A 23,257-nucleotide genomic window follows, 5' to 3' on the forward strand; every position below is an offset into this window, starting at 1 on the left:
CGGGAGCCCTGAGAAAACGTGCCTGCCCTCTTCGACAAGATCCTTCGCATCGGCGAGGGGAAGATCCTTCGCCAGCTGGAGACGATCGCCAAGGCGGTCAACTCCATCGAGGAGGACTTCGTGGCGATGTCCGACGCCGAGCTGCAGGGCATGACGGACGAGTTCCGCAAGCGCCTCGCGGACGGCGAGACCCTCGACGACATCATGCCGGAGGCGTTCGCGACCGTGCGCGAGGCCGCCAAGCGGGTCCTCGGTCAGCGGCACTACGACGTCCAGGTGATGGGCGGCGCCGCGCTGCACCTCGGCAACATCGCCGAGATGAAGACCGGTGAGGGCAAGACGCTGGTCTCGACGCTGCCGTCGTACCTCAACGCGCTCGAGGGCAAGGGCGTCCACGTCGTCACCGTCAACGACTACCTCGCGAAGTACCACGCCGAGTGGATGGGCCGCGTGCACCACTTCCTCGGCCTGACCGTCGGCCGGGTGCTGCCGGAGATGACCCCCGCCGAGCGGCGCGAGGCCTACCTCTGCGACATCACCTACGCGACCAACACCGAGCTGGGCTTCGACTACCTGCGCGACAACATGGCGAACGCGCTCGAGGACTGCGTCCAGCGCGGCCACAACTTCGCGATCGTCGACGAGGTCGACTCGATCCTCATCGACGAGGCCCGGACCCCGCTGATCATCTCGGGCCCGACCCAGGACGAGGTGAAGTGGTACGACGAGTTCTCCAAGATCTCGCTGACCCTCGTCAAGGACACCGACTACGAGGTCGACGAGAAGAAGCGCACCGTCTCGATCCTCGAGCCCGGCATCACCAAGGTCGAGGACCACCTCGGCATCGAGAACCTCTACGAGTCGGCGAACACCCCGCTGATCTCCTTCCTGAACAACTCCATCAAGGCCAAGGAGCTGTTCCGCAAGGACAAGGAGTACGTCGTCCTCGACGGCGAGGTGCTCATCGTCGACGAGCACACCGGCCGGCTGCTCGCCGGGCGCCGCTACAACGACGGCCTGCACCAGGCGATCGAGGCCAAGGAGGGCGTCCAGGTTCGCGAGGAGTACCAGACCCTCGCCACCATCACGCTGCAGAACTACTTCCGCCTCTACAGCAAGCTCTCCGGCATGACCGGTACGGCGATGACCGAGGCCAGCGAGTTCGACAAGATCTACAAGCTCGGCGTGGTCCCGATCCCGCCCAACAAGCCGCTCGCCCGCATCGACCAGCCCGACCTCGTCTACCGGACCGAGGAGGCCAAGTTCAACGCGGTCGCCGACGACATCGAGGAGAAGCACCGCAAGGGCCAGCCCATCCTCGTCGGCACCACCTCGGTCGAGAAGTCCGAGCTGCTCGGCTCGCTGCTCAAGAAGCGTGGCGTCCCGCACACCGTGCTGAACGCCAAGGAGCACGAGAGCGAGGCGAAGATCGTCGCGCTCGCCGGTCACAAGGGCGCTGTCACCGTCGCCACCAACATGGCCGGCCGCGGTACCGACATCATGCTCGGCGGCTCCACCGAGTTCCTCGCCGACCAGGAGCTCCGCAGCCGCGGCCTGGACCCGCTCGAGAACCCCGACGAGTACGAGGCCGCCTGGGCCGCGACCCTGGAGAAGGTGAGCGCGCAGGTCAAGGCCGAGCACGACGAGGTCAAGGAGCTCGGCGGCCTCTACGTCCTCGGCACCGAGCGCCACGAGTCCCGCCGCATCGACAACCAGCTCCGCGGGCGCTCCGGCCGCCAGGGCGACCCGGGCGAGTCCCGGTTCTACCTGTCCCTCGAGGACGACCTGCTCCGGCTCTTCAACGCGGCGTTCGTGGAGCGGGTGCTGATCGCGCTCAAGGTGCCCGACGACGTCCCGATCGAGAACAAGTCGGTGACCCGCTCGATCCAGTCCGCCCAGGGCCAGGTCGAGGGCCAGAACTTCGAGTCCCGCAAGAACGTCCTCAAGTACGACGACGTGATGAGCCGGCAGCGCGAGGTCATCTACGGCGAGCGCCGCGAGGTCCTCGAGGGCGCGGACCTGCACGAGCAGATCCGCACGATGATCGACGACGCCGTCACCACCTACGTCACGGCCGCGACCGAGGGCTTCGGCGAGGAGTGGGACCTGGAGGCGCTCTGGACGGCGCTCGGCACGCTCTACCCGGTCTCGCTGAACCTCGACAAGGTCGTCGCGGACGCCGGCGGCAAGGAGGGTCTGGACCGCGACGAGCTGCTGGCCGACCTCAAGGCCGACGCCCAGGCGGCGTACGACGCCCGCGAGGAGCAGATCGGCAGCGACGTCATGCGCGAGCTCGAGCGGCGCGTGCTGCTCTCGGTGCTCGACCGCAAGTGGCGTGAGCACCTCTACGAGATGGACTACCTCCGCGAGGGCATCGGGCTGCGCGCCTACAGCCAGCGCGACCCGCTGGTCGAGTACCAGCGCGAGGGCTTCGACATGTTCATCGCGATGAAGGAGGGGATCCGCGAGGAGACCGTCGGCTACCTGTTCAACCTGGAGGTCCAGGTCGAGGAGCCCGCCGAGGAGTACGCCGACGTGGAGGTCCCCGAGGGCATGGAGATCGAGCCGGGCCACGAGGGCCACTCGCACCCGCCGATCTTCCGCCCGATCGGGTCCGGCGCGATCGCGGCGGCCGAGGCCGAGGCCGAGGCGCACCGGGTCGCGTTCACCGCGAAGGGCCTGGAGGCCCCGAAGGCGCCCACGCACCTCACCTACGCGGGTCCGAGCGAGGACGGCGGCGTCGAGGTGCGCGGGGAGACCGTGACGAACGCCGACGACCCGTTCGCGAACGTGGGCCGCAACGAGCAGTGCCCGTGCGGCTCGGGCAAGAAGTACAAGCAGTGCCACGGGGCGCCGAACGCGACGGGTATGACGACCCGCGCCGGAGGCTGAGCACCGGAGCGACGAGAACGGCCCGCCGGGATTCCCGGCGGGCCGTTCCGCGTCCTGGCGGCGATCAGCCGAACTGGAGGACGCTGCACCTCCACCGGCCCTCGATGAGCTCGATCCGGGCGGCGATCGCGCGGGAGCGGGCGCCGTGGCGGACGTGGATGCTGATCTCGGCGGCCTCGGGGTGGGGGCGGGACAGGTGGACGCTGCGGACCTGGGCGCGGAGCCGGCGGACCCGCTGCTGGGGCGGGGTGGTGCGCTGCAGCGCCTGGGAGCGGCGCAGCATGTCGGCGTACACCTCGTCGGTGGTCCACCGCATCAGCTGGTGGACGCCGCGGTCGCCGCCGATCACCTCGACGACGGCCTGGGCGAACCGGGCCGCGAACCGGTCGAGCTCGGTCTCGTCGCCGGTGACCAGCCGGAGGCGCGGGCGCTCGCCGGAACCGGACGGGTCGGCCTCGAAGGCGAGCTTCTCCTGGGTCGTGGCGATCGGGACGACGTGCTCGCCGCGGTCGATCGGCAGGGCGACGACCGAGGCGATACCGCGCGGTGGTGTCGGTGGCGGGAACGGGGGGACGACGGCGAGAGCGGTGAGTTTCATGGTTCCTCCGAGTAGGTGTCCGTGACGCGCCGAGCCCGGGAAGGGCACAGCGCCTCACTGGTGAGGACACGCCAGCGGGCCGCATCGCACGCGAAACCGACGCAAAAGGGCCCGAATCAGGGGGTCGCGGGGCCCGGCGACCGCGTCACAGCGTGATCCGCCCGGTCCACAGCCCGACCGCCCCGACCACCCCGCCGACGACGATCACGGCGCACAGCACCATCTCGGTGGGGGAGAAGATCCGCCGGCCGTGCTCGCTGCGGGCCTTCACGTAGAGCAGCGTCGCGGGGGCGAGCAGGACGGTCGCCAGCAGCAGGAATTTCAGTCCCGCGGCGTCGAAGAGGAAGAGCGTGTACGCCGTCGCGATCCCGGCGCAGACCGCCTCCTTGGTCCGCTCCCGCGGCGCGACGTCGCCGTACGCCTCTCCGGTGAGCGTGATCTTGAGCGCGTACGCCGCCGCCAGGAAGTACGGGATCAGAGCCAGGCTGGTGGAGAGGTCGAGCATGAAGTTCAGCGCGTCGGTGAGCACCAGCGTGGCCGCCAGCAGCGCCTGGATCGCCAGCGAGGTGACCACGAGCGCCGTGATCGGGGTGCCGTTGCCGTTCTCCTGGCCGAGGAACTCCGGGAAGTCCTCGTTGCGGGCAGGCACGTACATCACCTCGGCGGCCATCAGCGTCCAGGCCAGGTAGGCGCCGAGTACGGAGACGATCACGGCCACGCTGATGAAGACCTCGCCCCAGTCGCCCACGACGGACTCGAAGACGCCGATCATCGACGGCTGCCGGGTGGCGGCGAGCTCGGGCTGCGGCACCACCGAGTAGCTCGACAGCGTCACCAGGGAGAAGAGCGAGAGCACGCTGAGGAAGCCCAGCACCGTGGCCCGGCCGACGTCCGAGCGCTTCTTCGCGTAGCGCGAGTAGACGCTGGCGCCCTCGATACCGATGAACACGAACGTCGTGATCAGCATCGTGTTGCGGACCTGCTCGTTGAGGTTGCCCAGGTCGCCGTACCCGTACGCCGTCCAGTTGTCGGCGAACACCCCGGCGTCGAAGTTCACGAACAGCACGACGATGAAGACCAGGATCGGGATGATCTTGAAGACCGTCACGATCCGGTTGATCACCGCCGCGTCCCGGACACCCTTGGCGATCAGGTAGTGGAAGAGCCAGACCCCGGCGGTGGAGAGGGTGGCCGCGAGCACGGTGTCCCCGTCGCCGAAGCCGTCGAAGAAGGTGCCCAGCGTGGCGCCGATGAACACCCAGTAGAAGGTGTTCCCGGCGACGGTGCTGGCCCAGAACCCGATCGCGGAGTTGAAGCCCGCGTAGTCGCCGAAGCCGGCCTTCGCGTAGATGAAGACACCGGAGTCGAGGTCGGGCTTGCGGATCGCCAGGTTCTGGAAGACGAACGCGAGCATCAGCATGCCGGTCCCCGCGATCGCCCACGCGATCAGCGATCCGAGGATGCCGGTGGCGACGCCGAACCGGGCCGGCAGCGAGAAGACCCCGGCGCCGACCATGCCGCCGACGACCATCGCGGTCAGCGTCGGGAGCGTCAGCTTCGCGACGGCCTTGCCGGTCGTCGGGACCTCGGTCTCCGCGGTGCTCTCCGCGCTCATCTCGTCTCCTCGCTAGAAGTCGATCGGGTCCCGCGAGATCGGGCAGGTCATGCAGTGCCCGCCGCCGCGGCCACGGCCGAGCTCGGCGCCGACGATCGTGACCACCTCGACGCCCGCCTTGCGCAGCAGCGTGTTGGTCACCGTGTTCCGGTCGTAGGTGAAGACCACGCCCGGTTCGACGGCGACGGCGTTGTTGCCGCTGTCCCACTGCTGGCGCTCGGACTGGTAGGCGTCGCCGCCGGTCTCGATCACCTGCAGGCCGGGCAGGCCCAGCGACCGGGCGACCACGTCGACGAACGGGTCGGACTCGTCGGTGACGTGCACGCCGCCCTGGTCGCCGGGACCCGACGGGCGCAGGGTGAACGGGTGCACCGCGTCCATGATCGTGGGGAAGAGCGTGACGATGTCGCGGTCGGCGAAGGTGAAGACGGTGTCGAGGTGCATCGCCGCGCGCAGCTTCGGCATCCCGGCGACCACCACCTGCTCGGCGGCGCCCTGGGCGAAGAGTGCGGCCGCGACCTGGGTGATCGCCTGGCGGGAGGTGCGCTCGCTCATCCCCATCAGCACGACGCCGTTGCCGACCGGCATGATGTCGCCGCCCTCGAAGCTGGCCTGGCCCCAGTCGAGCTCGGGGTCGCCCCACCAGACCGTCGAGCCGACGAAGTCCGGGTGGAAGGTGTAGATCGCCTTGTAGATCAGGGTCTCGTCGTGACGGGCCGGCCAGTAGAGCGGGTTCATGGTGAGGCCGCCGTACAGCCAGCAGGTGGTGTCCCGGGTGTAGAGCGTGTTCGGCAGCGGCGGCATCAGGTACTCGCGCGCGCCGGTCGACTCGCGAGCCAGGGCGAGGTAGTCCGAGCGGAAGTCCTCGGGCAGGTCGGAGGTGGCCAGGCCGCCGATCAGGTACTCGGCGAGCTCGGCCTCGGTGATCGACTCCAGGTAGGCCCGGGTTCCGTCGATCAGGCCGATCCCGACCTGGTTGGGCACGATCTTGCGGTCCAGGACCCAGTCCTTGGCGCCGGGCACCGCGAGGGTCTCGGCGAGCAGGTCGTGCAGCTCGACGACCTCGACGCCGCGGTTGCGCAGCTTGTTGACGAAGTCGGCGTGGTCGCGCTGGGCGTTCTCCACCCAGAGGACGTCGTCGAACAGGAGGTCGTCGGCGTTGGTCGGCGTGAGCCGGCGGTGCGCCAGGCCGGGCCGGCAGACCAGCACCTTCCGCAGCCGGCCCACCTCGGAGTGGACGCCGTAGGAATCGGACGGACGGGCACCGGCAGCAGACATCGGGGTCGCCTTTCGCGCACGGAAGAATCAGCCGACCCAGGCAACGTACGAGATGAGGCTGCAGGCCGCCACCCCCCGATACGGGTGACCGCCCGGGGCTACGCGCCGAAGAGCAGGTACAGGCCGGTCGACGTGTAGAGCACCATCACGAGCAGGAGTCCGAGCTGGCCGGTCACCTGGTGCCGCTTCGGCAGGATGGTGAGCGCCTTGTCGTGCGCGGCGACGACGCCGACGATGTGCCCGCCGACGACGGCGAGGACCTTGATGCAGGCCAGTGTGGTCGGGTGGAACGACAGCCAGTAGTTCACCGACCAGTTCGCGGTGCCGAGGAGGTTCGAGCCGTTGACCATCGGGTCGCTCAGCTGCAGCACCGTCGTCTGGCCCTGCTCGACGAAGTAGCTCAGGTAGTGCGCGGTCATGTAGCCGACGATGATCGGGATCACCGAGTGCGCGAACAGGGCGGGGAGCGCGCGCCGGGTCGGGGCGTGCGGTGAGTCCGGATCCACCCCGGTGGTCATGGTCGCGACCGTGAAGGTGATCCCGATGGTCGCGCAGAACACGAGCAGCGCGACCGTGTTGATCGCGACCACGTCGACGTCGAGCCTGCCCACGAAGTTCACCCAGCGCAGGGTGTCCTTGTAGGAGTCGAAGGCGGTCGAGCCGAAGAGCACGGCGACCACCGCGACCAGGCCGGGCAGCGGGCGCGTGGTGGCGAGGTTGGCCAGCGGGCTGCGGAAGACCAGCACGCCCTTGCTGGTGCGGCCCCAGAACGACAGCTTGGCGAGCAGGCTGGAGTACACCTCGAACGGGTCGGCACGTTCGAACCAGGTGTCGCCGAAAATCGCGGCGCCGACCAGCATCACCGCCAGGTAGATCGCCAGCCACAACCGCACCGGCCCGATGTACGCCGACTGCGGGTTGACCAGCTCCTGCCAGACGAACGCGAACAGCCCGGCCGCGGCCGGCCAGTACCCGAGGCGCGCCGGGTAGGTGTACATGCCCTTGGCGGGGTCACCGCCGGTCGCCTTGGCGATCAGCGCGTTCAGGGTCCGGACCGGGTTGATCGCGTAGTAGAACCGGCCGAACAGCAGCGAGGCCGGGACGATGCCGACCCAGAGCAGCACGTAGAAGGTGCCGAACACCGGGTTGGTGACGAGGTCGGGCCCGGACAGCAGCGCCCAGGTCAGGTACGCCGCGAACGCGAGCCCGAGGCCGCGCAGGGTCCACCGGTAGCCGGGGCTGTCGAGCAGCCCGGCCAGGCCCGCCGGGACCGGCCGGCCGCCGGCACGCATCGCCTCCGGCTCGTAGCGCGGGGAGCGCCAGGCCAGGATCAGCACGCAGAACGAGATCACCAGCGCCGCGGTGCCGCCGGCGATCGCCAGCGGCGCCGGGACCGGCAGGTCCTTCGCGCCGCCGAGGCCGTGCATCGGGACCAGCGGCCCCGCGATCAGCGGGGCCACCGGTGACAGCGCCACCTACTTGACCTCGAGCTGCACGACCAGCGTGCCGAGCTGCTCGATCTCCGCCTCGACCACGCCGGGCTTGCTGATCGTGATCTGGGCCTGGGAGGTGCCGGCCGGGTACTGGATCGCCTGCGCGGGGGAGCTGTGCACGTGCAGCTCGCCGGCGGTGTCCGCGTCGATCTGGAAGACGACCGGCTGGCCGGGCTTCACCTCGACCTTCACGCCGGACGGCGTCACCGTCTCGCCCTGGACCTTGACCGGGATCACCTTCGCGTCGGCGGCCGGGCTCGGCGCCTGCGCCTGCGGGGTGGCGCTCAGCTCGGTGTCCGGCTGGGTGCGCGGGCCGTCGTTCGAGTCGCTGCCGCAAGCGGTCAGCGAGAGCGAGAGAGCGGCCGCGGCACCGAGAACGGTGAGCAGGCGGACCGGACGTGCGTGCATGTGTCCTCCATCGGTCAAGACGAGCGGGCACACCTGTGGGTGCTCTGCCAGAATCCCATGAGGGGCTGAGAAGGTCCTGAGGGGTCCCGGATCCGGGACCACGGGCGGCACTGTGGAGGCGGACACTGATGAGCGAGCGGCTGCGGAGCAGCGACCTGGCCCTGCTGGCCGCGGACACCTCGCGGACGCCGATGCACAACGCGACCCTGGAGATCTTCGACCCGGGCGAGTCCGGCTTCGGCTACGAGGCCCTGATCGCGCACATCGAGGACCGGATCACGTTCGTGCCGCGGTACCGGCAGGCGATCCGCGGTGTGCCCGGACGGCTGGCCAACCCGGTCTGGGTCGACGACCCGGACTTCGACCTCGGCTACCACGTGCGCCGCTCCGCGCTGCCGCGTCCGGGCACGCTGGAGCAGCTGCGCGAGCTGACCGCGCGGATCATGTCCCGGCCGCTGGACCCGAGCCGCCCGCTCTGGGAGGTCTACTTCGTCGAGGGACTCGAGGGCGGCCGGGTCGCGGTGCTCTCCAAGTCCCACCAGATCCTGGTCGACGGGATCGGCACCGTGGACCTCGGCCAGGTGCTCCTGGACGTCGACCCCGGCCCGCGGCACCTGGTGCACGAGGACTGGCGGCCCGAGGCCGAACCGTCCCAGGCCAGCCTGGTCCTCGACGCGCTCGCCGAGAACGCCCGCGACCCGCGGACGGCGCTGAGCACCGTCGGCGGCGCCGCCCGGACCGTCACCGAGGGCGTCGGCACCCTGCTCGGCCGCGTCGGCTCGATCGCCGGCGCGCTCTCCAACCGCCGCACCGCCCCGGACAGCCCGTTCAACGTCGACCCGTCCGAGCAGCGCCGGGTGGTGCTGGTGCGGACCGCGCTCAAGGACTACCGCAAGGTCCGCCGGGTGCACGGCGGCACCGTCAACGACGTCGTCCTGGCGACCGTGACCGGCGCGATCCGGGGCTGGCTGATGACCCGCGCCGAGGCCGTCAACAGTGGCCGCCGGATCAAGGCGCTGGTGCCGATGAGCGTCATCGACGAGGACCTGGAGCCCACCTCGCTCGGCTCCCAGGTGATCGGCCACCGGGTCGACCTGCCGATCGGGGAGGCCTCGCCGGTGATCCGGCTGCACCAGGTCTCCTACGCGCTCAAGGCGCACAGCGAGACCGGGCGGGCCGTCGCCGCGGACCGGATCGCCGGCGTCGCCGGGTTCGCGCCGACCACCTTCCACGCGCTCGGCTCGCGGGTCGCCGCCGCCGAGGCGCAGGGGGTGAACCTGGTAATCACGAACGTGCCGGGCCCGCAGTTCCCGATGTACATGGCGGGCGCGGAGATGGTCGAGACCTACCCGGTCCCGCCGTTGATGAAGGGCTTCTCGCTGGCCATCGGCGTGACGTCGTACGACGGCGGGGTGTACTACGGCATCACCGCGGACCGCGACGTGCTGCCCGACGTCGACGTCCTCGGCCAGTGCCTGCGGGAGTCGCTCGACGAGCTCGTGGACAGCTCCAGCGACACCCGGCCCCGGGCCCCGCGCGGACGGAAGAAGCCGTGAGCGTCCGGGTCTACGTGCCGGCCACCGTCGGGCTGCTCGCCGACTACCACGACGCCGGTCGGGTGCCCCCGCAGGCCGAGCGCCTGGTCGCCGCGGACGAGTCCGAGGAGGCCGAGTACGACGCGCTGTCCGCGGCGGCCGACGCCTCGGCGCTGCTGGTCGGCGACCGCGGCCGCCGGGTCGTGCTGGTCGCGGAGGTCGCCGACGAGGACGCCGCCTTCGCGATGACCGAGGTGGTCGCGGTGCACGTCGACACCGAGCCGGTGGACCTCGCCGGCGGTTTCGACGACCTCCCGGACCTCGGCTGGTTCGCGACGCAGGAGATCGCCGACCTGGTCGTCTAGGGCGACCGGCGGTTTCTCCCGGTCCGCACCGCATGGCAACATCGCAGCCATGGACGCGATCACCCACACCCCGGCTCCCACCAACGAGCCGAACCTGGACTACGCCCCGGGCAGCCCCGAACGGGACGCCCTGGAGGCCGAGCTCAAGCGCCTCGCCGCGCGCACCATCAACCTCCCCGCCACGATCGGCGGCAGGCGACGGATGGGCGGTGGGGCGGAGTTCACGGTGGTCCAGCCGCACGACCACGCGTCGGTGCTCGGCGTCTCGAAGCACGCCACCACCGCGGACGCCGAAGCCGCGGTCCGTGCCGCCGCGAAGGCCGCTCCCGGCTGGCGCGCGCTGCCGTTCGACGAGCGCGCCGCGATCCTGCTGAAGGCGGCGGACCTGCTGGCCGGCCCCTGGCGGGCCCGGATCAACGCGGCCACCATGCTCGGCCAGTCGAAGACCGCCTGGCAGGCGGAGATCGACAGCGCCTGCGAGCTGATCGACTTCTGGCGGTTCAACGTGCACTACGCCCGGCAGATCCTGGCCGAGCAGCCGATCGCCAACAGCAAGGGCATCTGGAACCGCACCGACCACCGCCCGCTGGAGGGCTTCGTCTACGCGATCACCCCGTTCAACTTCACCGCGATCGCCGGCAACCTGCCGACGGCCCCGGCGCTGATGGGCAACACCGTGATCTGGAAGCCGTCGCCGACCCAGCAGTTCGCCGCACACCTGACGATGCAGCTGCTCGAGGAGGCCGGGATGCCGCCGGGCGTGATCAACCTGCTCCCCGGCGACGGCATCGACGTCTCGAAGGTGCTGCTCAACCACCCCGACCTTGCCGGCATCCACTTCACCGGCTCGACCCCGACGTTCCAGCACCTGTGGCGGACGGTGGGGGAGAACCTGACGTCGTACCGGTCCTACCCGCGGATCGTCGGCGAGACCGGCGGCAAGGACTTCGTGCTGGCGCACCCGTCGGCCGACGTCGACGTGCTCCGGGTCGCGCTGGTGCGCGGCGCGTTCGAGTACCAGGGCCAGAAGTGCTCGGCGGCCTCGCGCGCCTACGTCCCGAAGAGCCTGTGGAAGAAGCTGCGCGACCCGCTGGTCGCCGAGACCGAGGGCCTGGCGATGGGCGACGTGCGGGACCTGTCGAACTTCATGGGCGCGGTGATCGACGACCGTGCCTTCGCCAAGCACAAGGCCGCGATCGCGCGGGCCAAGCGCTCGCCCAGGCTCCAGGTCGTCGCCGGCGGTCAGACCGACGACTCGGTCGGCTACTTCGTCCGGCCGACGATCGTGACCTCGACCGACCCGACCGACCAGATGTTCTCGACCGAGTACTTCGGGCCGATCCTCGCCGTGCACGTGTACGACGACGCCCGGTTCGAGAAGGTCGCCGACCAGCTCGAGTCCTTCGCGCCGTACGCGCTCACCGGGGCGATCCTGTCGCAGGACCGGCAGGCGATCGACTGGGCCAGCGAGCGCCTGCGGTTCGCGGCCGGCAACTTCTACGTCAACGACAAGCCGACCGGTGCGGTCGTCGGGCAGCAGCCGTTCGGCGGGGCCCGGGCGTCCGGCACGAACGACAAGGCGGGCTCGGCGGACAACCTGCGCCGCTGGACCTCGCCGCGCTCGATCAAGGAGACGTTCGTCCCACCCACCTCGGTGGGCTATCCCCACATGGACTGAGGCAGGGCAGACTGGTTCCGTGACCGTCACCGAGACAGCGACCGTGATCCTCGAGCACCTGGGCAAGCTGCACGCCTACGAGCACGTCCTGGTCCTGGTGCTCGCCTTCGGTCCGCTGCTCCTGCTCGGCGTCACCATCTGGATCGCCGGCCGCCGGGAACGGGCCGAGGAGGACTAGCGGTCGAGCCAGGCCGTCCCGACCTTGTTCTCGGCCTTGAGCGCCTTGAGCAGCATGTCGCCGATGAAGCCCTCGAGCTTCCCGCCGATGAGGGGGATCGAGACCTTGGCCTCGACGTCCACGGTCTCGGTCACCCCGGTGGCGTCCGCGACCAGGGCGATGGTGCCCTTCATCTCGCCGGGCTTGCCGGGGATGGTCACCGTGAGCCGCCCCGCGACCGGGGAGGACCACTCCTCCTCCTGCAGGATGTTGATCTCGTCGCCGACGAGCTTGCGGGCGAACGACGGCACGTGGTCGGCGGGCCGGTGCTGGTCGACCTTGACCGTCATGCCGGCGCCGGCCGGGACGATGGTGACGGTCCGGCGGGGGTAGCGCTGGTACTCGCAGACCTCCTCGCGGAAAGCAGGGTCGGCGAGCATCGCGTGGACCTGCTCCAGGGTGGCGCCGTCGTACCGGAGCTCGTGCTTGATCCGCTTGCCCATCAGCGCTCTCCCGCCAGCCAGGCGGTGCCGACGGCCTGCTCCTTGTCGAAGCCCTCGGTGGTGAGGTCGACGACCAGCTTCTCCAGCTTGCCGCCGATCAGCGGCACCGACGCCTTGACGTCGAGGTCGTAGGTCAGCGTGCTGCCGGCGCCGGCCGCGGTGATCGCGATGCTGCCGGCCATCGAGGTGGGCTTGCCCGGCGTCTCCACGACGTACGTCGCGCTCAGCCCGGTCCAGACGGCGGTGTTGATCGCCCGGGTGGACTCGCCGACGAATTTCTTCGCGAACGAGGGCACGCCCTGGACGGCCTGCTCCTGGTCGACGACGACGGTGGTGTCGTCCCCGGCGGTGGAGACGGTGGCGGCGCTGGAGAGCGCACCGGTCGCGACGGCGACCTGGTCCCAGTAGGCCGGATCGGTCATCATCGCGCGGACGTCGTCGGGGGACGCGGCGTAGGAGAGCACGTGGCGCAGCTTCATGGGGGTCATCATGTCGTACCGGCGATGGCTTACGTTGGATCCATGGAGGCCACGGACCAGAACACGGAGAGCTTCGTCAGCTTCGGCGAGGACGGCGCGCTGCTCACCTACGGCAGCTACCTGAGGCTGGCAGACCTGCTCGACGCCCAGCACCTCGAGTCCGACCCGCCGGCGCACGACGAGCTGCTGTTCATCACGATCCACCAGGTCTACGAGCTCTGGTTCAAGCAGCTGCTGCACGAGGCCGAGTCGGTCCGCGACGCGCTGATGGCCACCGACGCGGCCAGCGGGGGTCGCGACCTCTGGTTCGCGCGGCACCTGCTCACCCGGATCCACGTGATCGAGCGCGTCCTGGTCCAGCAGGTCGACGTGCTGGAGACGATGACCCCGCAGGACTTCCTGGAGTTCCGCCAGCGGCTGGCGCCGGCGAGCGGCTTCCAGTCGGTGCAGTTCCGGGAGCTGGAGTTCCTCTCCGGCGCCAAGGACGCCACCTACGTGGACCGGTTCAAGGGCATCACCGACGTGGAGAACGCCCGGCTGGCCCGGCGGCTGGAGGAGCCGAGCCTGTGGGACGGGTTCGTGCACGTGCTCGGCCAGGCCGGCCTGGACACGTCCTCGGACGAGGCGATCACGGCGTCGGTGCGGACCGCCGCCCACGACCGCTCGTCGTACGCCGACCTCTGGGGCCTGGCCGAGGCGCTGCTCCAGCACGACGAGCTGGCGGCGGCCTGGCGCGGCCGGCACGTGGTGATGGTGGAGCGGATGATCGGCGGGAAGGGCGGGACCGGCGGCTCCAGCGGGGCCGACTACCTGCGCAGCCGGCTGGCGATGAAGTACTACCCGCTGCTCTGGGACCTGCGCTCGGCGCTGTGAGCCTGCGCTCCGCGGGAAGTCGTCTCGTTTCCGAGACGAAGCCGGGCGCGGCGTTTGTTGTCGCGCCCGCCGCACGGTCCTAGCCTCGGAGGTGGGCACAACGGCGTGCCCCGATGATGCGGTAGAGGTGGTTCGAGGGTGCCCACAACCCTGGACGAAGGTCGGTCGGAGTTCCTGGCGCGCCTGGTCGCGTACGCCGAGAAGCGGCCGCCGACGGGGATCAACGGCCTGTCGGTCCCGACCCTGCTGCGGGCCTACTACAAGCACGCCGCGCTCGAGGACCTCGACACCCGCACCGAGGTCGACCTGTACGGCGCCGTCGCCCACCAGCTCCGCACCGGGGCCGAGCGTCCGCAGGGGACCGCGGCCATCAGGATCTACACGCCGACCATCCCGGTCGAGGGCTGGTCGGCCGGCGGCCACACCGTCGTCGAGGTCGTCACCGACGACATGCCGTTCCTCGTCGACTCGGTGTCGATGGCGCTGGACCGTGCCGGCCACGGCGTCCACCTCGTCATCCACCCGCAGCTGATCGTCCGCCGCGACGTCGCCGGCCACCTCCAGGAGGTGATCGACAGCGACCACCCCGACGTCGCCCTCGACCTGGGTTCGCACGACCTGGGCCGCGAGTCCTGGATGCACCTGGAGATCGACCGGATCGCCGACGACGAGATCGGGCCGCTCACCGCGACCCTGGAGAAGGTCCTCTCCGACGTCCGGGAGGCCGTCGAGGACTGGTCCAAGATGCACGCGCGGCTCGACGCGCTCGTCGCCGAGATCACCGCCGACCCGCCGCCGCTGGACCCGGACGAGGTGGCCCAGGGGGCGGCGTTCCTGCGCTGGCTGGGCGAGGACCACTTCACCTTCCTCGGCTTCCGCGAGTACGTGCTCGAGCGGAACGGCGAGAACGAGGAGCTCCTCGCGGTCCCCGGCACCGGGTACGGCATCCTCCGTGCCGACCCGACCGACTCGCCGGTGCTGCCGCCGCGGGTCGCGGCGAAGGCCCGCGAGAAGACCCTGCTGGTGCTGGCGAAGGCGAACTCGCGCTCCACCGTGCACCGCTCGGTCCCGCTGGACTACGTCGGGGTCAAGAAGTTCGACGAGAACGGCGACGTGGTCGGCGAGCGCCGGTTCCTCGGGCTGTTCTCCTCGGCGGCGTACACCGAGTCGGTGACCCGGATCCCGCTCGCCGGCGAGAAGGCGCGCGCCGTGATCGCGCAGGCCGGCTTCGAGCCGATGAGCCACGCCGGCAAGGCGATGCTCGACGTGCTGGAGACCTACCCGCGCGACGAGATCTTCCAGACCTCGGTGGCCGACCTGGTCCCGATCGCGACCACGGTGATGCACACCCGCGAGCGACGCCAGCTCAAGCTCTTCCTCCGCCGCGACGTCTACGGCCGCTACTGGTCCGTGCTCGTCTACCTGCCGCGCGACCGCTACAACACCGCGGTCCGGGAGCGGATCGCGTCCATCCTGCAGACCCAGCTCCACGGCGAGTCCCTCGAGTACACCGCGCACGTCGGCGACTCGTACGCGGCCCGGCTGCACTTCGTCGTCCGGCCGGCCGCGGGGGCCGAGCTCGGCGACGTAGACGCCGCCGACCTGGAGCGACGCTGCGCGGAGGCGGCCCGGTCCTGGCGCGACGACTTCAGCGCTGCCGTCATCGCCGAGTACGGCGAGGAGAACGGCACCCGGCTCGCCCGGAAGTACGCCGCCTCGTTCCCGGAGGCCTACAAGGAGGACTACCTGCCCCGCACCGGTGCCGCCGACGTCGGCCGCCTGGAGGAGCTGGCGGCCCGGGACGGGGCGGAGGGGATCGCGCTCTCGCTCTACGAGGAGGTCGGCGCCGCGCCGGGCGAGGCCCGGCTGAAGGTCTACCGGGTGGGTCCGCGGCTCTCGCTGTCCCAGGTGCTCCCGGTGCTCTCCGCGATGGGCGTCGAGGTCGTCGACGAGCGGCCCTACGAGCTCGAGGGACTGCCGCAGGAGTCCTACGTCTACGACTTCGGGCTGCGCCGTCCCGGCGGGATGCCGGACAGGGCCCGCGAGCTCTTCCAGGACACCGTGATGGCGGTCTGGGACGGCCGCAACGAGACCGACGGGTTCAACGCGCTGGTGCTCGCGGTCGGGCTGACCTGGCGGCAGGCGCTGCTGCTGCGCGCCTACGCCAAGCACATGCGCCAGGGCGGGTCGCCCTTCGCGCAGGACTACATCGAGGACGCGCTCCGCAACAACATCGACATCACCCGGCTGCTGGTCCAGCTCTTCGAGGCGCGCTTCCGGCCGCTCAAGCAGGGGGCCGAGGTCGACGCCGACGGCGAGTCGCGGCAGGCCGCCTGCGACGTGCTGGCCGAGCGCATCCTGGCGAACCTCGACGACGTCAGCAGCCTCGACCACGACCGCATCCTGCGCTCCTACCTGACCGCGATCCGGGCGACGCTGCGCACCAATTTTTTCCAGGACGACGCCACCGGGAAGCCGCACCCCTACGTCTCCCTCAAGCTCGACCCGTCGGCGATCCCCGACCTGCCCGAGCCGCGGCCGAAGTTCGAGATCTTCGTCTACTCCCCGCGCGTCGAGGGCGTGCACCTGCGCTTCGGCGCGGTCGCCCGCGGGGGCCTTCGCTGGTCGGACCGCCGCGACGACTTCCGGGCCGAGGTGCTCGGCCTGGTGAAGGCGCAGATGGTCAAGAACACCGTGATCGTGCCGGTCGGCGCGAAGGGCGGCTTCTTCGCCAAGATGCTGCCGGACCCGGCGGACCGCGAGGCCTGGATGGCCGAGGGGATCGCCTGCTACAAGACGTTCATCGCCGGCCTGCTCGACGTCACCGACAACCTGGTCGACGGACCCGAGGGCAGGGTCGTGGTGCCGCCGCGGCAGGTGGTCCGGCACGACGGGGACGACCCGTACCTGGTGGTCGCCGCCGACAAGGGCACCGCCACCTTCAGCGACATCGCGAACGCCGTCTCGGCCGACTACGGGTTCTGGCTCGGCGACGCCTTCGCCTCCGGCGGCTCGGTCGGCTACGACCACAAGGCGATGGGCATCACCGCCCGCGGCGCCTGGGTCTCGGTACGCCGGCACTTCCGCGAGATGGGCGTCGACTGCCAGGCCCAGGACTTCACCTGCGTCGGCATCGGCGACATGTCCGGCGACGTCTTCGGCAACGGGATGCTCTGCTCCGAGCACACGAAGCTGGTCGCCGCCTTCGACCACCGCGACATCTTCCTCGACCCGGACCCGGACCCGGCCGTCTCCTTCGCTGAGCGGCGCCGGCTCTTCGCGCTGCCACGGTCCTCCTGGAAGGACTACGACACCGCGCTCATCTCCGAGGGCGGCGGCGTCTACCCGCGGACCGCGAAGTCGATCCCGCTGAGCCCGCAGGTCCGGGCGGCCCTCGGGGTCGAGGCGACCGCGATGACGCCGGCCGAGCTGATGAAGGCGATCCTGCTGGCCCCGGTCGACCTGCTCTGGAACGGCGGCATCGGCACCTACGTCAAGGCCGCCACCGAGTCGCACGCGGACGCCGCGGACAAGTCCAACGACGCGATCCGGGTCGACGGCGGCCAGCTCCGGGCCCGGTGCGTGGGGGAGGGCGGCAACCTCGGCTTCACCCAGCGCGGCCGGATCGAGTACGCCGTCCACGGGTGCGGCGGCAGCGGCGGCCGGATCAACACCGACTTCATCGACAACAGCGCCGGCGTGGACACCTCCGACCACGAGGTGAACATCAAGATCCTGCTCGACCGGGTGGTCGCCGCCGGCGACCTGACCGGCAAGCAGCGCAACGAGCTGCTCGCCTCGATGACCGACGAGGTCGGCGACCTGGTGCTCACCGACAACTACGACCAGAACCTGGCCCTGGCCAACGCCGTGGCCCAGGCCCCGGCGCTGCTGCACGTGCACGAGGACTGGATGCGGACGCTGGAGCGCCGCGACCTGCTCAACCGCGAGCTGGAGGCGCTGCCGAGCCGCCGCGAGGTGGCGGGGAGGATCGAGCGCGGCGAGGGGCTCAGCGGTCCCGAGCTGGCGGTGCTGCTGTCCTACACCAAGATCGTGCTCGCCGAGGACCTGCTCGACTCCGACATCGCCGACGACCCGTTCCTGCGCGGCGACCTCTACGCCTACTTCCCGAGCAAGATGCGCCAGGACTACCGCAAGGCGATGGAGGAGCACCCGCTGCGCCGGGAGATCGTCGTCACCCAGCTGGTCAACGACCTCGTCAACGGCGCCGGGATGACCTACTTCCACCGGCTCTCCGGCGAGACCGCCGCCTCGCCGAGCGAGCTCACCCTGGCGAACTTCCTGGCCCGGGAGATCTTCGGCGCGGCCTCGCTCAACCAGCAGATCGCCTCCTTCGACAACGTGATCGACGCCGAGGTGCAGACCCGGATGCGGATCGACGTCCGCACCCTCGTCGAGCGGGCCAGCCGGTGGCTGGTGAACAACCGGCGCCGGCCGCTGGACAGCGAGAGCGTGGTCGGCGAGTTCGAGGTGACGGTCGAGAAGGTCACCGCCGCGCTGCCCGAGCTCATGGTCGGCGCCGAGCTGGCCGCCTTCACCACCCGTTGCGAGGCGCTCGTGGCGATCGGGGTGCCGGACGAGCTCGCCGCCCGGGTGGCGGCCTGCCCGCCGGCGTACATGGTGCTGGGGATCGTGCAGGTCGCCGCCCGCGCCGAGGCCGACCCGTTGGAGGTCGCCCGGGTGCACTTCGCGGTCGGCGAGCTCCTCGGCCTGCCGGGCCTGGTGACCCGGATCCTGGCGCTGCCGCGCAAGGACCGCTGGCAGACGATGGCGCGGGCCGCGCTCCGCGACGACCTGCACAGCGTCCACGCGCTGCTCACCGGGCAGGTGCTCGCGCAGACCGACCCGACCGCGGACCCGGCCGACCGGGTCGAGGCGTGGAGGGAGTCGACCGGCGGTGCCGCCGACCGTGCGGCCACCACGTTCGCGGAGATCTGCGCCGACGAGAAGACCGACCTCGCCCGGATGTCCGTGGCGCTGCGGGTGGTCCGTTCGCTGGTCGAGGCGCCGGCCGGCTGAGCCGTACCGGGCGGTAGGTTCAGCCCCATGACGAACCTGGCAGACCTGGCGGCCAGCGACCTGGTGCGGCTGACTGCCTCCGGCAAGGTGTCCGCGACCGAGGCGGTGCAGGCTTCCCTCGACCGGATCGCCGCGCGCGATCCCGGGCTCAACGCGTTCTCCGTCGTGCTCGCCGACGAGGCCCTCAACGACGCGATCGCGCTCGACGCCCGGCTCGCCGGCGGGCAGCAGCCCGGCCCGTTGCACGGTGTCCCGGTGGCGATCAAGGAGGAGGTCGACGTCGAGGGCTGCGTGACCACCTTCGGCGGGCGCGCCAACGTCACCCCGGCCGCGGCCGACGGCGAGGTCGTCCGCCGGCTCCGCCAGGCCGGCGCGGTCGTGGTCGGCAAGACCCGGATGCCCGAGTTCGGCCAGTGGCCGTTCACCGAGTCCGTCGACGGCGGCGTCACCCGCAACCCGTGGGACCGCACCCGCACCCCCGGCGGCTCCAGCGGCGGTACCGCGGCGGCGGTCGCGGCCGGTCTGGTCCCGGTGGCGATCGGCGGTGACGGCGGCGGCTCGATCCGGATCCCGGCCGCCTGCTGCGGCCTCTTCGGCCTCAAGCCCACCCGGGGCCGGGTCACCAGCGACCCGGTGCCGCACCTGTGGTGGGCGCTGGGCACCACCGGACCGCTGACCCGGACCGTGCTCGACAGCGCCCTGGTCTACGACGTGATCCGCGGCAACACCGCGGGCGACCGGTACACCGCCCCCGAGCCGTCCACGACCTTCATCGCCGCCGTCGGCGCCGACCCCGGCCGCCTCCGGGTCGGCTGGTCCACCCGCCCGGTCACCAAGGGCGTCCGGCCGGCGAAGGAGCACGTCCGCGCGGTCGAGGAGACCGCCCGCCTGCTCGCCGACCTCGGCCACGACGTCCGCGAGGTCGACCCGCACTACCCGGACCCGACGGCCGCGTTCGTGCCGCAGTTCCTCGGCGGCGTCCGCACCGAGGCCGACGCCGTCGAGCACTTCGACCGGCTGGAGAAGCGCACCCGGGAGACCTACAAGCTGGGTTCCTGGGTGACTCCATCGGTGCTGGAGAAGGCGCTGGCGGCCGGCGACCGCGTCGCCGAGAAGGCCAACCGGGTCTTCGACCAGGTGGATGTCCTGCTCACCCCGACCATCGGGCCGCGGCCGCGTCGTACCGGGGCGCTCGACAAGGGCGGGACCGTCGCCGCCGCGTGGAAGTCGATGCCGATGATCGCCTGGACCGCGCTCTGGAACGTCGCCGGGAACCCCGCCGCGAACGTCCCGGCCGGTGTCGCCGAGGACGGCCTGCCGGTCGGCGTCCAGCTGGTCGGCCGGCCCGGCGACGAGCCGACCCTGCTCAGCCTCTCGGCCCAGATCGAGCGCGCCCGGCCGTGGCCGCTCCTGGTCGGGGAGGACGCGGCCGGCCGATGAACCTGCTGCTCACCCCGCGGGCCTTCGTCCGGCGGCACCTGCTCGCGCCCGTGCTGGGTCCGGTCCTGGGCCTGCCCAGCCCGCTGGCCGGGCGCACGGTGCTGATCACCGGCGCGTCCTCCGGGATCGGCGAGGCGACCGCGCTCGCGGTCGCGGCCCGGGGAGCGACGGTGCTGCTGGTCGCCCGCCGCCGGCCCGACCTGGACCGGGTCGTCCGCGAGGTCGAGGAGGCCGGCGGGACGGCGTACGCCTACCCGTGCGACCTCACCGACGGCCAGGCCGTCGACGCCCTGGTCGAGACCGTGCTGGCCGAGCACGGCACCGTCGACATGCTGGTCAACAACGCCGGCCGCTCGATCCGCCGGTCGCTGGAGTACTCCTACGACCGGATGCACGACTTCGAGCGGACGATGGCGGTCAACTACTTCGGGCCGGTCCGGCTGATCCTCGGGCTGATGCCGGCGATGCGCGCGCAGCGCTTCGGCCACGTCGTCAACGTGGTGACCTGGGGGGTCCAGATCAAGGCGCCGCGGTTCGCGGCGTACATCGCCTCGAAGACGGCGCTGGACACCTTCGCGCGGATCGCGGGTCGCGAGACGTACGCCGACAACGTGACCTTCACCAACCTGCGGCTGTCGCTGGTCCGCACCGACATGATCAGCGCGACCGACGCCTACGAGCGGTCGCCCGCGAAGACGCCCGAGCAGGCCGCCGCGCTGGTGGTGCGGGCGCTCGAGGACCGTCCGCTGACGATCAGCACCGCGGTCGGCAACCTCAGCGAGGTGCTCAACCTCGCGGCGCCGCGGCTGATGGACGCGATCGCGGCGACCGCCTCGCGCCGGTTCCCGGACTCGCCGGCGGCCCGAGGCGCCTCGGACTAGCTCGGACTAGCGGTCCGGGTTGGCTTCGGCGGCCACCGCGTCCGCCTCGGCGGCGGAGGTCCCGGGCCGGCGTACGCCCATCTCGTCGGCGAAGACGATGATGTTGCTCGTGTAGTCGGTGCCGGTCCACCCGGTGCAGGTGATCAGCACGAGCCGGTAGTCCGGCCGCTTCTGGCTGAACAGCTCCTCGGCGTGCTTCGCGAGCTCGGCCTTGGTGTAGACGAAGACCTTCGTGGTCCGGTAGTCGACGATCCCGCCGGGCGTCTGGATCCGGACCAGCGAGCCCGGGTGCAGCTCGCCCAGCCGGTTCATCACGCCGCCGCCCGTGTGCACGGTGTGCCCGGTGATCAGCGTCTGGCCGGACTTCGCACCCGGCTTCGCGCTCCGCTTCCACCAGCCGACGTCACGGACGTCGGCAGGCGGCGTCAGCACCCCGTCGGGGTCGACCTCGATCGGCAGGATCGGCGCCCTGAGGGCGATCGAGGGCACGATCAGCAGCTCCGGCACCGACGGCACCGCCAGCTCGCGGTAGAGCGACGGCGGCACCGGCTGGGGCGCTCCGACCCCGGGGGAGGGAAGCGCAAAGCCGGCGATCACCATCGCGAGGAAGAGGACGAACAGTCGCCTGCTCAGCCCCGCGATGCCGTCGCCGGCTTTGCGGTCAGTCACTTGGAGAGCATACGGCGGTAGCCGACCAGGCCCGCCGTGCCCGCGAGCAGCATCAGCGCAGCGGTCGCCGCGATGATGGTGCGAGCGGAGTTGTCACCGTTGCCGGCCACACCGGAGTCCACCACGGTCGGGATGTCCGGGGTGTCCTCGGGGGTGACGGGGGTCGGGTTCGCCTCCGGGGTGGAGGCGACCTTCTCGTTCGGGCCGCAGCTGACCTTGCCGACGGTCACGTCGACGAGGCTGGCACCGACGACCGGCGCGATCGCGGGGAGCACGGAGACCTTGAGGGCGGTCGCCTTGACGCTCTTGCCGCCGTCACCCGGGGTGACGTCGTTGACGGTGATCTTCAGCAGGTTGTCGCTGAGGGCCTGGAGCGCCGGCTGCAGCGCCTGCACCAGCGGAGCGATGATCGCGTTCTGCAGCGGGTCGGTGATCGCCTTGATCGCCGGCGCGAGACCGGCCAGCTGGCCCTGGAGCAGGGTGGTGACCGCGTTCTGGATCGTCACCATCAGCGCGGCGGTGACGTCGCTGAGGTCGACCAGGACGTCGGTGCCGCCCGGCTTGGCCGGCAGGTCGACGTTGATCGGCGCGAGCACGATCGGCGCCTGGCCCGGGATCGTCAGCGCGATCGGGATGGTGTTGCCGCCGGTGGTGTCGACGATCTTGGTGGCGCCGTGGGCCGCCTCCGGGTTCGCCGTGCAGCTCGCCTCGACGGCCGAGAGACCGCCGGTGATCTTGATGTTCAGCGGGGTCGCCGCCAGCGCGCCGGTGAGCGTGTTGACCACGTCGGTCAGGCCGTTGGTGATCGGGAGCAGCGGCGTGGTCAGGACGCCGCCGAGGGCGCCGGAGATCGCGCCGTTGCCGCCGAGGAGGTTGTTCAGGTCGAGGTTCAGCGAGCCCAGGTCGAGGCTGAACGCGGCGCCGTCGATGTTGCACTTCTCGGAGCCGACGGTCACGAGGCCGTCGCTGGCCGGGCCGGCGAGGCCGGCGCACGCGTAGGAGGTGCCGTCCGCGTTGGCCTTCGCCTGCTGGACCGCGACCGCGGCCTTGAGCGCGTTGTTGCCCGGGATCAGGCTGACCAGGTCGGGGATCGTGCTCGGGTTCTTGACGTCCTCGGTGGCGCCGTCGTTCGTCGCGGTCTTGATCTGGCTCGCGACGCTGTTGTTGGCGATCGACAGCTGCAGCGCCTGGGCGCTGGCGCTGGAGACGTTCGTGGCGGCGAAGGCGGGTGCGACAGCGAGCGTCGTGACGGCAGCCGCCCCGAGGATCGCGCTGAGGCGCAGCACTCGTCGGTTCAAGGTGTTTCCTCCCGGCAGGGCGCCGCACGGGTTGCGACACCGAGTAACAACTCGC

The 23,257-nt window shown here is 71.1% G+C and carries 18 protein-coding genes; 9 read left to right on the plus strand and 9 right to left on the minus strand.

What is annotated here, in order from left to right:
- Positions 1-18 precede the first annotated feature (18 nt).
- Complete coding sequence (gene secA, locus AB4Y76_RS05185) at positions 19-2,892, plus strand: preprotein translocase subunit SecA (RefSeq protein ID WP_441922820.1); 2,874 nt, start codon at positions 19-21, stop codon at positions 2,890-2,892.
- Positions 2,893-2,956: 64 nt separating this feature from the next.
- Here secA and AB4Y76_RS05190 read toward each other — a convergent pair whose 3' ends face one another.
- The 5 genes from AB4Y76_RS05190 to AB4Y76_RS05210 all read right to left on the minus strand — a co-directional run bounded on the left by AB4Y76_RS05190 (position 2,957) and on the right by AB4Y76_RS05210 (position 8,284).
- The gene (locus tag AB4Y76_RS05190; RefSeq protein WP_441922822.1) at positions 2,957-3,490 is read right to left on the minus strand and encodes an Rv3235 family protein; all 534 of its coding nucleotides are present in this window, start codon (positions 3,488-3,490) and stop codon (positions 2,957-2,959) included.
- A gap of 145 nt (positions 3,491-3,635) precedes the next feature.
- Positions 3,636-5,105 carry a basic amino acid/polyamine antiporter gene (locus AB4Y76_RS05195; RefSeq protein WP_441922824.1) on the minus strand — a complete coding sequence of 490 codons (1,470 nt, stop codon included), beginning with the start codon at positions 5,103-5,105 and terminating at the stop codon, positions 3,636-3,638.
- A gap of 12 nt (positions 5,106-5,117) precedes the next feature.
- Positions 5,118-6,383 (minus strand): arginine deiminase, encoded by a 1,266-nt coding sequence (arcA, locus tag AB4Y76_RS05200; RefSeq protein WP_441922826.1) that lies wholly within the window; start codon positions 6,381-6,383, stop codon positions 5,118-5,120.
- Positions 6,384-6,481: 98 nt separating this feature from the next.
- Positions 6,482-7,858, minus strand: a complete 1,377-nt coding sequence (locus tag AB4Y76_RS05205; RefSeq protein ID WP_441922828.1) for a hypothetical protein — start codon at positions 7,856-7,858, stop codon at positions 6,482-6,484.
- Positions 7,859-8,284 (minus strand): hypothetical protein, encoded by a 426-nt coding sequence (locus AB4Y76_RS05210; RefSeq protein WP_441922829.1) that lies wholly within the window; start codon positions 8,282-8,284, stop codon positions 7,859-7,861.
- Between the two features lie 128 nt (positions 8,285-8,412).
- Between AB4Y76_RS05210 and AB4Y76_RS05215 the strand changes: the two genes are divergently transcribed.
- Genes AB4Y76_RS05215 through AB4Y76_RS05230 form a run of 4 tightly spaced genes read left to right on the plus strand, consistent with a single transcriptional unit; the run spans position 8,413 to position 12,040 of the window.
- Positions 8,413-9,840, plus strand: coding sequence for a WS/DGAT/MGAT family O-acyltransferase (locus AB4Y76_RS05215; protein WP_441922831.1), 1,428 nt, complete (start codon positions 8,413-8,415; stop codon positions 9,838-9,840).
- Positions 9,837-10,184 (plus strand): DUF6912 family protein, encoded by a 348-nt coding sequence (locus AB4Y76_RS05220; protein WP_441922833.1) that lies wholly within the window; start codon positions 9,837-9,839, stop codon positions 10,182-10,184. Before AB4Y76_RS05215 ends, AB4Y76_RS05220 begins: the two co-directional genes overlap by 4 nt.
- 49 nt (positions 10,185-10,233) lie before the next feature.
- Complete coding sequence (gene pruA, locus AB4Y76_RS05225; RefSeq protein ID WP_441922835.1) at positions 10,234-11,862, plus strand: L-glutamate gamma-semialdehyde dehydrogenase; 1,629 nt, start codon at positions 10,234-10,236, stop codon at positions 11,860-11,862.
- Positions 11,863-11,881: 19 nt separating this feature from the next.
- Entirely contained in the window at positions 11,882-12,040 is a 159-nt protein-coding gene (locus tag AB4Y76_RS05230) for a hypothetical protein (RefSeq protein WP_441922836.1), read from the plus strand.
- Here AB4Y76_RS05230 and AB4Y76_RS05235 read toward each other — a convergent pair.
- Both AB4Y76_RS05235 and AB4Y76_RS05240 read right to left on the minus strand, forming a co-directional pair.
- Positions 12,037-12,522, minus strand: a complete 486-nt coding sequence (locus AB4Y76_RS05235) for a DUF2505 domain-containing protein (protein ID WP_441922838.1) — start codon at positions 12,520-12,522, stop codon at positions 12,037-12,039. The genes AB4Y76_RS05230 and AB4Y76_RS05235 overlap by 4 nt on opposite strands.
- On the minus strand, positions 12,522-13,001 hold the full coding sequence (locus AB4Y76_RS05240; protein ID WP_441922840.1) for a DUF2505 domain-containing protein: 480 nt from the start codon (positions 12,999-13,001) through the stop codon (positions 12,522-12,524). The genes AB4Y76_RS05235 and AB4Y76_RS05240 overlap by 1 nt, the downstream gene beginning before the upstream one ends.
- A 42-nt stretch (positions 13,002-13,043) precedes the next feature.
- Here AB4Y76_RS05240 and AB4Y76_RS05245 point away from each other — a divergent pair, with 42 nt between their 5' ends.
- From AB4Y76_RS05245 to AB4Y76_RS05260, 4 genes are all read left to right on the plus strand, one after another.
- Positions 13,044-13,874, plus strand: coding sequence for a tryptophan 2,3-dioxygenase family protein (locus tag AB4Y76_RS05245; RefSeq protein ID WP_441922842.1), 831 nt, complete (start codon positions 13,044-13,046; stop codon positions 13,872-13,874).
- Positions 13,875-14,012: 138 nt separating this feature from the next.
- Complete coding sequence (locus tag AB4Y76_RS05250) at positions 14,013-18,914, plus strand: NAD-glutamate dehydrogenase (RefSeq protein ID WP_441922844.1); 4,902 nt, start codon at positions 14,013-14,015, stop codon at positions 18,912-18,914.
- Between the two features lie 27 nt (positions 18,915-18,941).
- Entirely contained in the window at positions 18,942-20,354 is a 1,413-nt protein-coding gene (locus AB4Y76_RS05255) for an amidase (protein WP_441922846.1), read from the plus strand.
- A complete protein-coding gene (locus AB4Y76_RS05260) occupies positions 20,351-21,235 on the plus strand; it encodes an SDR family NAD(P)-dependent oxidoreductase (RefSeq protein WP_441922848.1) in 885 nt (294 codons plus the stop codon). Before AB4Y76_RS05255 ends, AB4Y76_RS05260 begins: the two co-directional genes overlap by 4 nt.
- Before the next feature lie 6 nt (positions 21,236-21,241).
- Here the strand turns inward: AB4Y76_RS05260 and AB4Y76_RS05265 are convergent, their stop codons facing one another.
- Complete coding sequence (locus tag AB4Y76_RS05265) at positions 21,242-21,904, minus strand: class F sortase (protein WP_441922850.1); 663 nt, start codon at positions 21,902-21,904, stop codon at positions 21,242-21,244.
- A complete protein-coding gene (locus tag AB4Y76_RS05270) occupies positions 21,901-23,202 on the minus strand; it encodes a hypothetical protein (RefSeq protein WP_441922852.1) in 1,302 nt (433 codons plus the stop codon). The genes AB4Y76_RS05265 and AB4Y76_RS05270 overlap by 4 nt, the downstream gene beginning before the upstream one ends.
- Positions 23,203-23,257 lie beyond the last annotated feature (55 nt).

This window comes from Marmoricola sp. RAF53 (genome assembly GCF_052114005.1).
GTDB lineage: Bacteria > Actinomycetota > Actinomycetes > Propionibacteriales > Nocardioidaceae > Marmoricola.